General features: G+C 72.0%; 11 protein-coding genes. All 11 read left to right on the top strand.

Annotation, left to right across the window (positions count from 1 at the left end; genetic code table 11):
* The first annotated feature begins 394 nt into the window (after nucleotides 1-394).
* On the top strand, nucleotides 395-1,801 hold the full coding sequence (locus AQJ91_RS30960) for an MFS transporter (RefSeq protein ID WP_067028097.1): 1,407 nt from the start codon (nucleotides 395-397) through the stop codon (nucleotides 1,799-1,801).
* Between the two features lie 193 nt (nucleotides 1,802-1,994).
* Nucleotides 1,995-3,023 carry a beta-ketoacyl-ACP synthase III gene (locus tag AQJ91_RS30955; RefSeq protein ID WP_067028291.1) on the top strand — a complete coding sequence of 343 codons (1,029 nt, stop codon included), beginning with the start codon at nucleotides 1,995-1,997 and terminating at the stop codon, nucleotides 3,021-3,023.
* Nucleotides 3,020-3,256, top strand: coding sequence for an acyl carrier protein (locus AQJ91_RS30950; protein WP_067028095.1), 237 nt, complete (start codon nucleotides 3,020-3,022; stop codon nucleotides 3,254-3,256). Before AQJ91_RS30955 ends, AQJ91_RS30950 begins: the two co-directional genes overlap by 4 nt.
* 53 nt (nucleotides 3,257-3,309) lie before the next feature.
* The gene (gene scoE, locus AQJ91_RS30945; protein WP_067028093.1) at nucleotides 3,310-4,197 is read left to right on the top strand and encodes a (3R)-3-[(carboxymethyl)amino]fatty acid oxygenase/decarboxylase; all 888 of its coding nucleotides are present in this window, start codon (nucleotides 3,310-3,312) and stop codon (nucleotides 4,195-4,197) included.
* Nucleotides 4,194-4,736 (top strand): (2E)-enoyl-ACP glycyltransferase, encoded by a 543-nt coding sequence (scoD, locus tag AQJ91_RS30940; protein WP_067028091.1) that lies wholly within the window; start codon nucleotides 4,194-4,196, stop codon nucleotides 4,734-4,736. Before scoE ends, scoD begins: the two co-directional genes overlap by 4 nt.
* Nucleotides 4,737-4,813: 77 nt before the next feature.
* Nucleotides 4,814-6,406, top strand: coding sequence for a fatty acid--CoA ligase (locus AQJ91_RS30935; protein WP_079085319.1), 1,593 nt, complete (start codon nucleotides 4,814-4,816; stop codon nucleotides 6,404-6,406).
* 40 nt (nucleotides 6,407-6,446) lie between these two features.
* A complete protein-coding gene (locus tag AQJ91_RS30930; protein WP_067028089.1) occupies nucleotides 6,447-6,704 on the top strand; it encodes a phosphopantetheine-binding protein in 258 nt (85 codons plus the stop codon).
* Entirely contained in the window at nucleotides 6,691-10,992 is a 4,302-nt protein-coding gene (locus tag AQJ91_RS30925; protein ID WP_067028087.1) for a non-ribosomal peptide synthetase, read from the top strand. Before AQJ91_RS30930 ends, AQJ91_RS30925 begins: the two co-directional genes overlap by 14 nt.
* Before the next feature lie 81 nt (nucleotides 10,993-11,073).
* Entirely contained in the window at nucleotides 11,074-12,102 is a 1,029-nt protein-coding gene (locus AQJ91_RS30920) for an ABC transporter substrate-binding protein (RefSeq protein ID WP_067028085.1), read from the top strand.
* Nucleotides 12,103-12,179: 77 nt separating this feature from the next.
* A complete protein-coding gene (locus AQJ91_RS30915; protein WP_067028287.1) occupies nucleotides 12,180-13,145 on the top strand; it encodes a FecCD family ABC transporter permease in 966 nt (321 codons plus the stop codon).
* Nucleotides 13,142-13,945, top strand: coding sequence for an ABC transporter ATP-binding protein (locus AQJ91_RS30910; RefSeq protein WP_067028083.1), 804 nt, complete (start codon nucleotides 13,142-13,144; stop codon nucleotides 13,943-13,945). The genes AQJ91_RS30915 and AQJ91_RS30910 overlap by 4 nt, the downstream gene beginning before the upstream one ends.
* Nucleotides 13,946-13,975: the final 30 nt, after the last annotated feature.

Here is a 13,975-nt window from a genome sequence, read left to right as displayed (position 1 = left end):
AGCCCCCGGGCGATGTGATGAAAAAAGTCGGCACCACCGGGAACCAGAGCGACCCACCGTCCGACTACTGGTTAATACCCATTTTCCATTCGTGCCGGAACGACTAGTTCCACACCCCCCGGAATGCTTTATGACACGGCGTCAATTCAACTGAATCAGCAATCGAACTGGCCATCTATTCAACATCCGGCCGCCCTGCACTTGGCTGAAAAGCGCAGGCCTATGTGAGACGTAAGGGATTTTCTGTGCGACTTGCCGTTGGAATATGTGCGCGAGCGAGTCCAGCAACCGGAATCCTAGCCAGTCCGAAAACGGAGGGAGATGGCTTGTCGCTGCGTACGGAGTGAGCCACGATCCAGGACGAGCCACGCCCGTCAAGGGGGATCGTCCAGACATGTCCGTGCTGAAGTCGCCATCCGCTCCATCCCGTCCACGTCTTGGACTGCCCCTGCTCGTCCTGGCCACCGCGCAGCTGGTCATCTCGCTCGACTTCAACATCGTCTATGTCGCCCTGCCGAGCATCGGCGGCGGGCTGGGCTTTTCCGGCCAGGACCTCCAGTGGGTGGTCAGCGCCTACGTCGTGGCCACCGGAGGGTTCCTGCTGCTCGGCGGACGGGCGACCGACCTGCTCGGCAGGCGCCGGATCTTCGTGGTCGCCGCCCTGCTGTACGCGGTGTCGTCGCTGGTGGGCGGGCTGTCCGGGTCCGCGGGCGTCCTCGTCGCGGTGCGCGCCGTGCAGGGTGTCGGCGGGGCCCTGCTGTTCCCGGCCACCCTCTCCCTGATCAACACCCTCTACGAGGAGGGTCCGAGCCGTAACCGGGCCCTGGCCGCGTGGGGAGCCGCCGGCGCGGGCGGACTGTGCTTCGGCTCGCTGCTGGGCGGGGTGCTGGTGGACGCCTTCGGCTGGCCGTCGGTGTTCCTCGTCAACGTCCCCGTGGCCGGCGGGATCGCGCTGGCCGGTGCGCTGCTCTTCCCCGCCGACGGGCCGCTGTCCCGGCGTGGGGACTTCGACCTCCTGGGCGCCCTGACCGCCACCGCGGGCATCACGCTGCTGGTGTTCGTCCTCGTGCACGCCCCCGAGGCGGGCTGGGGCAGCCGTGGTGTGCTGGTCTGCGCGGCGCTGTCCGCCGTACTGCTGGCGCTCTTCGCGGTCACCGAGGCGCGCACCCGCGATCCCCTCACCCCGGCACGGATGTTCGCCCACCGCGGCCTGCTCGGTGCCATGGCGCTGACCGCGCTGTTCAGTGCCACGTTCAGTTCCGTCCCCTACTTCCTGACCCTGTACTTCCAGACGGTGCGCGGCTACAGCGCGCTGGGCACCGGACTCGCCTTCCTGGTGCCCGCCCTTGTGGTCGCCGCCGGAACCCAGACCGGCGAGAAGGCCGTGGCCGCCCTCGGGGTGCGCGGCACGATGCTGGCCGGCATGGCCGTGGGCGCCCTCGGCGGACTGCTGCTGGCCGTCGCCCTCACCGACGACGGTTCGTACACGCGTCTGCTGCCCGGCATCGTGCTGCTGAGCCTCGGCCAGGGCGCCACCTGGACCGCCATGTGGATAGCGGCGGCGGCCGGTGTCGCCCCCGACGACCAGGGCATCGCCTCCGGCATGGCGTCGACCACGCTGCAGGTGGGCGGCGCCGTGGGCCTGGCGGTCCTGGTGGCCGTCGCCGGCACCGGGGGCCACGGCCTGACCGGCGCCGCCCTGCTCGGCGGGGTCCGCGACGCCGTGTACGTCATCGCGGCCGGCATCTGTGTCGGTGCGGTGGCCGTCCTGGCTCTCGGGCGCCGGACCGCCCGGCCTTAGGCGCCACCGCGCCTATCCGGCCGGCCCGGTTCCGCTCTGCCGACACACCCCTCCCCTCCCCCTCCCTCTGAGCACCCCGCGTCCCCATCCGGCGTACGACAACGAGGAGACAAGAGCCGTGTCCAGCACGCCCCCACACCCCCTCGGCCCCCATGTCCCACCGTCCCCCGCGGGGCGGGAACGGTCAGCCGTCCTGTGCGGTCTGGCCGGTTGGGTGCCGCCGCGCGTGGTGACCAACGCGGAGCTGTCCCGGCGGCTCGACACCAGCGACGAGTGGATCCGGACCCGCACCGGGATCGGCCGTCGGCACTTCGCCGCGCCCGGTCAGGCCACCTCCGACCTCGCGGTGGAGGCGGGCCGGCGCGCGCTGGAGTCCGGCCACGGGGGGGACGCCGACACCGTGGACGCGGTGATCGTCGCCACCACGACCCCGGACCGCTCCTGCCCGGCCACCGCTCCGCTGGTCGCGAGCCGGCTGGGTCTGACGGGCGCCGCGGCGTTCGACGTCAGCGCGGTCTGCACCGGGTTCGTGTACGGGCTGGCCTCGGCCGCCGGTCTGATCGCGGCCGGGGTGGCCGAACGCGTCCTGCTCATCGGCGCGGACACCTACTCGTCGATCGTCGACCCTGAGGACCGTGCCAACGCGATCATCTTCGGGGACGGCGCCGGCGCGGTCGTCCTGCGGGCCGGGCACCCCGAAGAGCCCGGCGCCGTCGGCCACTTCGACCTCGGCAGCGACGGCGCCGGCGAAGAGCTGATCATGGTGGCCGCCGGCGGCTCCCGGCAGCGCTCGGCACCGGGCGAACCGGCCCCGCGGGACCACCACTTCTCGATGCGCGGCAAAGAGGTCTACCGGCACGCGGTCACTCGCATGGCGGCCTCGGCGCGCGCCACCCTCACCCGGGCCGACCGCAAGGCCGAGGACGTCGACCACTTCGTCCCCCACCAGGCGAACCTGCGCATCCTGCGCTCGGTCGCGGAGGACCTCGGGCTGCCCCCGGAGCGCTGTGTGTCCAACGTCGAGTCGGTGGGCAACACCGGTGCCGCGTCCATCCCGCTGGCCCTGGCCGACGCGGCCTCCCAGCACACCGTCCGGCCGGGGGAGCGCGTCCTGCTCACCGCGTTCGGCGGCGGCCTCACCTGGGGCTCCTGCCTGCTGAGCTGGCCCGCTCTCCCGCACGTCAACCACCCGTACGACCAAGGAGGAGCACCCGCATCATGAGCACCACCTATGACCAACTGGTCGCGATCCTCACCAAACTGCACGACGCGCCGACCGACCGGATCAGCCCGGAGGCGACCTTCGCCGGGCTGGACGTCGACTCGCTGACCATGGTCGAGATCAGCATGCGTATCGAACGCGACCTCGGCGTCCCGGTCGGCGACAACGAGCTCCAGGAGGACCTGACCCTGGACGCGACCGCCCGCCTGATCGACTCGAAGCTCGCCCAGTAGCCGTCCCACCCGGACACCACGGAAACCGCAGCAACCACAGAAAGCGGAGAACCATGGAGATCAAGGCCCAGACCGGCAAGTCACTCGGCGCCACCGTCGAGGGGTTCGACCACGCCAGCGCCTCCCCGGCGGACATCGAGACGCTCAAGCAGACGGTCTACACGCAGAAGATCGCGGTCCTGAAGCACCAGGACCTGACGCCGCAGCAGTTCCTGGAACTCGGCAGGCTGCTGGGCCGCCCGGAGACCTACTACGAGCCGATGTACAAGCACCCGGAGGTCGAGGAGATATTCGTGTCCTCGAACGTGCCGAAGGACGGCAAGCAGATAGGCGTGCCGAAGACCGGCAAGTTCTGGCACGCCGACTACCAGTTCATGCCCGACCCCTTCGGCCTCACCCTGATCCACCCGCAGGTCATCCCCGAGAAGAACCGCGGCACCTACTTCATCGACATGGGCAAGGCCTACGAGGCGCTCCCCGAGGAGCTCAAGAAGGAGGCCGCGGGGACGTACTGCCGGCACTCGGTGCGCAAGTACTTCAAGATCCGCCCGCACGACGTCTACCGGCCTATCTCCGAGATCATCGAGGAGGTCGAGACGAAGACCCCGCCCGTCGTGAAGCCGACCACCTTCACCCACCCCATGACCGGCGAAACGATCCTCTACATCAGTGAGGGCTTCACCGTCGGCATCGAGGACGAGGACGGCAAGCCGCTGGAGACGGACCTGCTGCACCAGCTCTTCGAGGCCACCGGCCAGCTGGACGACACCTTCGCGCACGAGGGCATCCACCTGCAGGAGTTCGAGAAGGGCGACCTGCTGGTCTGGGACAACCGCAGCCTCATCCACCGGGCCCGGCACACCACCACGCCCGAGCCCACCGTCTCCTTCCGGGTGACCGTGCACGACGAGCGCAAGCTCTCCGACGAGGTCGCGGCATGAGCGCGCGGGCCGCCCAACTCGACGCGCCCGCCCTGCACTTCGACTCGGACGACGAACTCCTGGCGCAGGTGCTCAGGCCGTACAAGGCGAACTGCAAGTACCTGAAGTCCGCGTCGGTCAGCGCCCGGTCCGACCGGGTGACGGCACGCTGCGAGTTCGCCATCCCGGAGTCCTGCTACATCGACGACACCGGGCATCTCAACGCGGTCGAAGTCAACATCAGCTACAACCAGATGATGTATTACACCGTCGCCAAGGCGGTGAAGGAGGGCCTGCTCGAGGACTTCAGGTCCTGGACGCTGGACGACTACTGGCGGCACCAGCTCCCGGACATCCTCATCGCCCGGTTCGCCGGCAGCTTCCGGCGGCCCATCAACGCCCGTTCCTTCTCGGGCGAGATCGAGTTCCAGTCGGTGGAACGGCGCTCCCCCGGCGGCGGAAGCCCGCTGATCGTCGCCGACACCTCCTACCGGTACTGGGACAGCGCGGGTGGCCGCTGCGACGGCGAGGTCAAGCTCGCCATCGTCAACGCCCCGTAGGCAGAACCGATCCCCCGGCGCGCCGCCGCCCCCTTCGGCGGCGCGCCGTCGGACCACCGAGAACGGAGGGCCCGAACATGGCCGAACTGTCAGCCCCGCGGAAACCCGGCAGCCGACTGCACCACCCGGAACTGAAGACCCTTCTCGACACGGCACGCTTCCACGCCGAGCACCGGCCGCAGGCCACCGCCGTTCTCTGCGAGGGACGCGGCCTCACCTACGCGGAGCTGCACCAGGAGAGCAACCGCGTCGCCCACGCGATCCGCGCCGCCGGCCTGGCTCCCGGCGCCCGGGTCGCCTACCTGGGCAAGGAGTCCGAGCACTACTACGAGATCCTCTTCGGGTGCGCCAAGAGCGGGACCGTTCTGGTGCCCATCAACTGGCGGCTGACCGCGCCCGAGGTCAGCCACATCCTCCAGGACTCCGGCAGTGAACTGCTCTTCCTGGAGGAGGACTTCGCGCCGGTCCTGGACCGGCTGCCGACCGCGCCCCCGAAGACGGTGGTCCGGCTCGGCACCGCCGACGGCTACCCGGCCTGGAAGGCGGCCCAGCCCGCCACCGACCCCGCGCTGTCCGCCGACCCCGGCACCCCGGTCGCCCAGCTCTACACCAGCGGCACCACCGGTCTGCCCAAGGGCGTCGTCCTGGCCCACCGCAGCTTCTTCGCCATCCGTGACGCCCTCGCCGGCGAAGGCCTCGACTGGATCGACTGGCGGACCGGCGACACGGCCCTGGTCGGCATCCCCGGCTTCCATGTCGGCGGTCTGTGGTGGGCCACCCAGAACTTCAACGCCGGTGTGACCGTGGTGGCGATGCGCGCCTTCGCGGCCCGCGACGCGATCGGCCTCATCCGGGACCTGGGCATCACCACCGCCTGTGTGGTCCCCGCGATGCTGCGCATGATGCTCAGCGAACCCGGCGCGACGCCGAGCGACTTCGCGACCCTCCGCAAGATCGTGTACGGCGGGTCTCCCATCTCCGAGGCGCTGCTGGAGGAGAGCCTGGCCATGTTCGGGGCCGAGTTCGCGCAGATCTACGGCCTCACCGAGACCGGCAACACCGCCGTCTGCCTGCCCCCGGCCGACCACGTTCCGGGCCACCCCCGGATGCAGGCCGCGGGCCACCCGTACCCCGGCGTCCGCAGCAAGGTGATCGACGACGACGGCCGCGAGCTGCCGCCGGGCGCGGTCGGCGAGGTCTGTCTGGCTACCCCGGCGCACATGGTCGAGTACTGGGGCCTGCCCGACAAGACCGCCGAGACCCTGGTCGACGGGTGGATCCACACCGGGGACGCCGGATACGTCGACGAGGACGGCTACGTCTTCATCCGCGACCGCATCAAGGACGCGATCCTCGTCGCCGGCGAGAACGTGTACCCGGCCGAGATCGAGAACGCGCTGGAGGGCCATCCCGGTGTGGCCGAGGCGGTGATCGTGGGCGCCCCCGACGAGCAGTGGGGGGAGTTGGTCCACGCCTTCGTCGTAGCGGCCCCCGGGGAGCAGCCGAAGCCGCGGGACCTGCACCGCTTCCTCGTCGACCGGCTCGCCGCCTTCAAGCTGCCGGCCCGCTACGAGTTCATCGACCACGTACCGCGCAACCCGAGCGGGAAGATCCTCCGCCGCGAACTGCGCGACCGCTTCTGGAACGGCTCCGAACGCAAGGTCAACTGACCGGCACGCGGCCATCACCCCGGCTACCGAGAGAGACGACATGCCCGAGCCCCTGACGCCGGCACGCTTCCGTGCGGACCTGGCGGAGTTCCTGCACCAGCAACCCGACGAGGTCGACCTCGAGGAGAACCCCCTGTACGCGGGCCTGGACTCGCTGCGCATCACCACCCTGGCCGCGCGGTGGCGGGAAGCCGGCGCGGAGGTGAGCTTCCTGGAGCTCGCCGAGCGCACCTCGTTCGCCCAGTGGTGGGAGCTGCTGTCCGAACGCCAGTCGGGAGCCACCCATGCCGACGCCTGACCCGCACGGCGAGCGGCACCCGCTGCTGGCCGCCCAGGAGGGCATCTGGACCGGCCAGCAGCTCGACCTGGACAGCCCCGCCTACAACACCGCCGAGTACGTGCTCATCCACGGCCCGGTCGACGAGGCCGCCTTCGAGCGGGCCCTGCGCCACACGGTGGCCGAGGTCGAGGCCCTGAACGTCCGCTTCACCACCGACGAGCGCGGACAGCCCTGGCAGCTGTCCGCCCCCGGCCTCGACTGGCAGCCGCACCTCGCCGACCTCACCACCGCCCCGGACCCACGGCAGGCCGCCCTCGACTGGATGGCCCGCGACCTGGCCCGCCCGGTCGACCTCGAACGCGGCCCGGTCTTCGGCCACGCCCTGCTGCGCACGGCCCCCGCGGAGTACCTCTGGTACCACCGCGTCCACCACATCGCCCTCGACGGCTTCGGCCTCTCCCTGGTCGCCCAGCGCGTGGCGCAGGTCTACACGGCCCTGGTGGAGGGCGTGCCGCCCGGCGAGAGCGGATTCGGCACCCTGGAGTCGGTACGGCGGGAGGAGCACGCGTACCGGGAGTCGGACCGGTTCGCCAAGGACCGCGCGTACTGGACCCGGCGGTTCGCGGACCGCCCGGCGGTGGCCGCCCTCGCCGAGGGCCAGGCACTCCCGGCGCGGGACTTCCTGCGCCACGTCACGGACCTCGACGCGGCCGACACGGAGGCGCTGCGATCCGTCGCGCGCGAGCTCTCGGTGTCCTGGTCCGATGTGGTGCTGGCCGTCACGGCGGCGTATCTGCACCGCTCGACCGGGGCGCCGGAGATCGTCCTCAGCCTGCCCGCGATGGGCCGCCTCGGCTCGGTGTCGCTGCGAGTGCCGAGCATGGTGCGGAACATCCTGCCGCTGCGCGTCGCCGTCGACGAGCAGGACAGCCTGCGGGACCTGGCGGCGCGGGTGGCCGGCGAGCTGCGGGCGGGGCTGCCGCACCAGCGGTACCGCTACGAGCGGTTGCGGCGCGATCTGAAGCTGGTCGGCGGCCGGCGCAGACTGTCCGGGCCCGGCGTCAACATCATGCCGTTCGAGTACGACCTGCGCTTCGCCGGACACCGCAGCACCGTCCACAACGTGTCCGCGGGGCCCGTCGACGACCTGGCGGTCAACGTGTACGACCGTGCCGAGGGCGCGGGCCTGCGCATCGCCGTCGACGCCAACCCGCAGCTCTACGCCGAGAGCGACCTGGCCGCACACCAGCGGGGCCTGCTGGACCTGCTGCGCGAGGCGGTCGCCGACCCGGCCCGGGTGCTCGGCGGTCAGCGGTCCGGCACCGTGCTCGACGGCGGGCCGCTGCCCGGTCCGGCCCGGCCGGTGCTGAGCCTGATCGCCGACCACGCCGCCCGGCGCGGCGGCGCCACCGCCGTCGAACACGACGGCCGGAGCATCACCTACGCCGAGCTGTTCGGCGCCGCACGCCACCTCGCGCGCCGGCTCGCGGCCCGTGGCGCCGGCCCGGGCACCCTCGTCGCCGTCGCCCTGCCGCGCGGCATCGACGCCATCACCGCGATCCTCGGCGTCCTGCTCTCCGGCGCCGCGTACTGCCCGCTCGACCCGGGCGCGCCCGAGTCCCGTACGGCGGCGCTCCTGACGGACGCGGACCCGGCCCTCGTCCTCACCCACGGCGCCCACGCCGCCCGCTTCCAGGACCGTGCCGTCCTGCTGCTCGACGCCGCCCCGGACGCCGGTGACCGGGCGGCGGCTCCGGCCACCACAGGTCCGGACGATCCGGCGTACGTCATCTACACCTCCGGCTCCACCGGCCGGCCCAAGGGCGTCCGGATCAGCCACGGCGCGCTCGCCACCTTCGTCGCGGGCGCGGCGTACCGCTACGGGCTGGACCGCGAGGACCGGGTCCTGCAGTTCGCGCCGCTGCACTTCGACGCCAGTGTCGAGGAGATCTTCCTGACCCTCTGCACCGGCGCGACGCTCGTCGTGCGCACCGACGACATGACCGAGTCGGTGCCCGGGCTCCTGGCCGCGTGCGACCGGCTGCGGATCAGCGTGCTGGACCTGCCCACCGCCTACTGGCACGAACTCGCCTTCGCCGTCTCGACCGGCGCCGCCGCCCTGCCCGCCGGGGTGCGCACCGTCATCATCGGGGGCGAGGCCGCACTGCCCGAACGCGTCGGCCGCTGGCGGGAGTCGGTCGGCTCCTCGGTGCGGCTGTTCAACACCTACGGCCCGACCGAGGCCACCGTCGTCGCCACCGTCGCCGACCTCCACGACCCCGGGCTCGCCCCCGGCGACGTACCGATCGGGGTGCCGCTGCCCGGCATGCGGGCCGCCGTCCTCGGCGGTGAGCTGTACCTCGTCGGCGACGCGCTGGCCCTCGGCTACCGGGGCGAACGGCCGCAGGACGAGGCGCGGTTCGCCCCGCTCGGGCAGCTGCCCGGCAGTCCCCGCGGCTATCGCACGGGCGACCTCGTGCGGCTCGGCGACGACGGGCAGCTGCGGTTCGTGGGACGGGCCGACGACGAGTTCAAGATCAGCGGGCATCGGGTGCAGCCGGCCGAGGTCGAGACCGTACTCCTCACCCATCCGCGGGTCCGCGAGGCCGCCGCGGTCGGTCAGGTGCTGCCCGACGGGACGCGGAGGCTGGCGGCGTACGTCGTCCCCGCCGACCCGGCGCCGACGGCGGCGCAGGTCCGGGAGCATCTGCGGGCGATGCTGCCGGCGGCGATCGTGCCGTCCGCCGTGGAGTTCCTGGAGCGGCTGCCCCGCACCGGCTCCGGGAAGATCGACCGGAACGCGCTCGGCACGGTCGGGGAGGCCGCCGGGGAGAGCGCCGGGGACAGCGTGTCCAGCTCGGCCCCGGAGACCGGCAGTTCGCTGGAGCGGGCCATCACGGCCATCTGGGAGCAGATCCTGGGCGCCGAGCACATCGCGCCCCACGACGACGTGTTCGACCTGGGAGCCCAGTCGCTGCAGGCCATCCAGGTCGCCAACCGGCTCGGCGTGGAGCTGGCCCGGGAGGTACGCGTGGCCTGGCTCTTCCAGCATCCGACGGCGGCCGGACTCGCGCGCCACCTGGAGGCCCGCGAGAAGGCGCCGACGACCACGCCGCCCGGTTTGCCGGAGGCGGTCCTCGCCGACGCCGTACTGGACAAGGACATCGCGCCCGCCGCCCCGGTCGCCGGCACCCGCAACGCACCGCGCCGGGTCCTGCTCACCGGCGCCACCGGGTTCGTCGGCTCCCACCTGCTGGCCGAACTCCTGGCCACCACCGACGCCGAGATCGTCTGCCCGGTCCGCGCGGCGAGCCCGGCCGAGGCCGCCGAGCGCGTCCACCGGGCCCTGACCGACCAGCAGCTCGCGCTCCCCGCCGACCAGCGGCGCGTCACCGCCCTCCCCGCCGACCTCGCCAAGCCCCGACTCGGGCTCGGGGAGGCCCGGTTCACGGAACTGGCCGAGACCTGTGACGCGATCCTCCACAACGCCGCGACGGTCAGCATCATGCGCGACTACGCCAGCCTGCGCGGCGCCAACACCGAGTCCACCCGCGAGCTGCTGCGCATGGCGGTGCCCCGCTCGGTCCCGGTCCACCTGGTCTCCACCCTGTCCACCGCCCCGCCCCGCGGCCGGGCCCCCGAAGTACCGGAGGCGTTCCTGCCGCCGCACCCCGGGCTGGTCTACGGCTACCAGCAGTCCAAGTGGGCCTCCGAACGGCTGCTGGAGCAGGCCGCCGAGCGCGGGCTGCCGGTCACACTGCACCGGCTGGGCCGGGTCGTCGGCGCGCCGGACACCGGCTACGTCAACGAGAAAGACTTCCTGTGGAGCGTGCTCCAGTCGGGCATCCCCGCCGGCATCCTGCCCGACCTGTTCGACGCGGAGGTCTGGACACCGGTGGACTACGTCGCCCGAGCCGTCGTCCGCCTCTCCCTGACCGCTCCGGCACCGGGCACGGTCTTCAACCACGCCCCGGTACCGCCCGTCCGGCTGGCCGACCTCTATGACTGGGTCCAGGAGTACGGCTACGGGGTGAAGCGGCTTCCGCTGTCCCGGTGGCGGGCGGAACTGCCCCGCTCCGCCGACGTGGCCGCGACGACCGGCGCGTTCTTCGACTCCTGGACCGACAGCGCCGAGGGCGGCGACACCGACCTCGGACTGGGCCGGGTGCGGGCCGACAACGTCCTGCGCGGCCTCGAAGGCACCGGCATCTCCTGCCCCCTCGCCGACCGCGCCCTGGTGTTCCGCTACCTCGACCACTGCGTCAAGACCGGGACCCTGCCGGCGCCGGCCACGCGAGGTGCGTGAACCCCCGGGAACCCGGGCGGACTTCGCCACGACTACTGATGCGGAGTCCGCCCACCCCCCCCCAATCCCGGAGGAGTCCGCATGCTGACGAAACGGCCCGCCGCCGTCGCCCTGGCCGGAGCGCTCTGTCTGGCCACCGCGGCCTGCGGAGCCTCGTCCTCCCCGACGGCACAGACCGCGGCGGAGGGGACCGCGCCCGGTTACCCGGTGACCATCGAGAACTGCGGGCAGACCACCACGTACACCAGGGCGCCCAGCCGGGTCGTCGTCATGAACGGCGCCTCCGTCGCCGAGGTCTCCGCGCTGCTGGCCCTCGGCCTCGAGGACCGCATCGTCGCCAACGTTCAGTCGTACGGGATGTCCGAGGTCGACGGCCGCGCCAAGGCCATCAAGGCACTGCCCGACGGGAACATCCAACTCAACGACGCCTACGACATCCCCCGCGAGGCGATGCTGGGCCTGAGCCCCGACCTCGTCCTGTCCACCACCTCGTACGGCTTCGACTCGAAGAACGGCTTCGCCACCCGCGACGAACTCGAATCGGTCAACGCCAACAGCTACGTCTCCCCGCAGGGCTGCGACCAGGACACCTCCCGCATGACCGTCGAGGACAGCTACTCCCTGCTGCGCGACCTGGGGAAGATCTTCCACGTCAGCGACCGCGCCGAGCGGATCGTCGCGGAGTCGAAGAGGAAGATCAGCGAGGTGTCCGCCAAGGTCGAGGGCGAGAAGACGCCCAACGTGATGGTGGTCTTCTCCAACATGTCGATGGGCGGCAACGACTTCAGCTCCGTCGCGGCCCACGGCATCTGGAACGACGTCCTGGAGCGGGCCGGCGGCCGCAACGCCTTCGCCTCGGCCTCGAAGACCTCCTTCGCCGACCTCAGCAAGGAGACGGTCGCCGCCGAGCCGGTCGACGCCCTCGTGGTCATCAGCTACAACGACCCCAACCCCGCGGCGTACGCCCGCAAACTGCTCAAGGAGTTCCCCCAGTGGCCGGCCGCGAAGACCAACCGTTACACCGTGCTGTCCGACTCGATCTACCTCGGCCCCAGCAACGACCTGGCGGTGGACCGGATCGCGAGGATGCTGCACCCCGACGCGTTCTGAGCCGCCCGCAACGCAACAGGCGGCTGAACCCCGCGCTCGTCGTCCTGGTGGCGCTCACGGTCGTGCTCGTCGCCGTCATGATGGTGGCGGTCAGCATCGGTGCGGTCACCATCCCCCTGGGCGACGTCTGGGGGATCGTCCTCCACCATCTAGGGGGCGGCGGCGCGACCGCCGACCCGGCCCTGGACCAGATCGTCTGGAACTTCCGCACCCCGCGCGTCGTCCTGGCCGCGCTGGTCGGCGCGGGCCTGGCGGTCTCCGGGGTGGTCCTGCAGGCGGTCGTGGCCAATCCGCTGGCCGACCCGTACGTCCTGGGCGTCTCCTCCGGCGCCTCCCTCGGCGCCGTGCTCGTCATCACCCTCACCAGCGGCGCCCTCGGCGGACTCGGGGTGTCCTCGGCGGCGTTCGCCGGCGCGGTCGTCGCGGTGGTCCTGGTCTTCCTCCTCGGCCGGCGGGGCGGACGGCTGGCCCCCACCCGACTGGTCCTCTCCGGCGTCGCCGTGGGCTACCTCTTCCTGGCGGCGACCAGCTATCTACAGCTGAGGGCCACCCCGACCGAGCTGCGCACCGTGATGTTCTGGATGCTGGGCAGCGTCGCCGGAGCCCAGTGGGGACAGCTCCCGCTGGTCAGCGTCGTCGTCCTCACCGCCACCGTCGCCCTGGCGCTGTTCGGCCGGCGCCTCAACGCCCTGCTCGCCGGCGACGAGTCCGCCACCGCCCTCGGCGTCGACGTGCACCGGCTGCGCGCCCTGCTGCTGGTCCTGGCCTCGCTGCTCACCGGCACGGTCATCGCCGTGGCCGGCGGGATCGGCTTCGTCGGCCTGATGATCCCCCACCTGGTGCGCCTCGCGACCGGCGCCGACCACCGCCGTCTGCTCCCCCAGGCCGCCCTGGTCGGCGCCATCTACCTGGTCGTCGTCGACCTGCTCTCCCGTACCGTCAACCGCCCCAACGAGCTGCCCCTCGGCATCCTCACCGCCCTGTTCGGCGCGCCCTTCTTCCTGTGGCTGCTCCGCCGCAACAAGAGCCTGGACTCCTTATGAAACTCACCGTGGAACAGCTCCACATCACCCTCGACCGCAACCCGATCCTGCGCGACGTGACTCTGGAGGCCCGGCCGGGCGACATCGTCGGCCTGGTCGGCCCCAACGGCAGCGGCAAGTCCACGCTGCTGCGCACCGTCTACCGCTCACTCCGCCCGCAGCAGGGCGTGGTGCGCGTCGACGGCGACGACGTATGGGCCCTGTCCGCGCGCGACGCCGCCCGGCGTACCGCCGCGGTCCTCCAGGACTCGGGCGGCAGTCCGACCGGGCTGTGCGTCACCGAGATCGTCGCCCTCGGCCGTACGCCGCATCACGGCCTCCTCGGCCGCGACGGGGCCGACGACCACGAGGCCGTCGAGGAGGCCCTGGACCAGTGCGGCGCCCGCCCGCTGGCCGACCGGGACTTCACGTCCCTGTCCGGCGGCGAACGTCAGCGCGTACTGCTGGCCCGCGCGCTCGCCCAGCGCCCCCGGCTCCTCGTCCTCGACGAGCTCACCAACCACCTCGACATCCGCGCCCGCTTCGAACTCCTCGACCTCATCCGCTCCACGGGCATCACCACCCTCGCCGTCCTGCACGACCTCGACCTGGCGGCCCGACTGTGCGACCACCTCGTCGCCCTGCACCGCGGAGAGGTGGTCGCGGCGGGGCCCGTTCTGGACGTCCTGACTCCCGACCTCCTGCGCGACGTCTTCGGGGTGACCGCCACGGCGGGCCGCCACCCCGACGGCGTGGTACGCATCACCTACGGTGCCAAGCCGCTCGCCCTGGACCTGCTGCCGGAGAAGGCGGTCAGCTGACGGCCGCCCGGTCGTCGTACTGGATGGACC

Origin of the sequence: Streptomyces dysideae, assembly GCF_001514305.1 — a bacterium.
GTDB classification, from domain to species: domain Bacteria; phylum Actinomycetota; class Actinomycetes; order Streptomycetales; family Streptomycetaceae; genus Streptomyces; species Streptomyces dysideae.
Note: the sequence above shows the minus strand (reverse complement) of the source record. Positions and strands in the feature narration are given on the sequence as shown.

Bases quoted from the DNA above. Each gene is read 5' to 3' on its own strand.
- AQJ91_RS30950 (WP_067028095.1), top strand. From the start codon at position 3,020: ATGAGCACCACCTATGACCAACTGGTCGCGATCCTCACCAAACTGCAC.
- AQJ91_RS30935 (WP_079085319.1), top strand. From the start codon at position 4,814: ATGGCCGAACTGTCAGCCCCGCGGAAACCCGGCAGCCGACTGCACCAC.
- AQJ91_RS30925 (WP_067028087.1), top strand. From the start codon at position 6,691: ATGCCGACGCCTGACCCGCACGGCGAGCGGCACCCGCTGCTGGCCGCC.
- scoD (WP_067028091.1), top strand. From the start codon at position 4,194: ATGAGCGCGCGGGCCGCCCAACTCGACGCGCCCGCCCTGCACTTCGAC.
- AQJ91_RS30930 (WP_067028089.1), top strand. From the start codon at position 6,447: ATGCCCGAGCCCCTGACGCCGGCACGCTTCCGTGCGGACCTGGCGGAG.
- AQJ91_RS30960 (WP_067028097.1), top strand. From the start codon at position 395: ATGTCCGTGCTGAAGTCGCCATCCGCTCCATCCCGTCCACGTCTTGGA.
- AQJ91_RS30915 (WP_067028287.1), top strand. From the start codon at position 12,180: ATGATGGTGGCGGTCAGCATCGGTGCGGTCACCATCCCCCTGGGCGAC.
- AQJ91_RS30920 (WP_067028085.1), top strand. From the start codon at position 11,074: ATGCTGACGAAACGGCCCGCCGCCGTCGCCCTGGCCGGAGCGCTCTGT.
- scoE (WP_067028093.1), top strand. From the start codon at position 3,310: ATGGAGATCAAGGCCCAGACCGGCAAGTCACTCGGCGCCACCGTCGAG.
- AQJ91_RS30910 (WP_067028083.1), top strand. From the start codon at position 13,142: ATGAAACTCACCGTGGAACAGCTCCACATCACCCTCGACCGCAACCCG.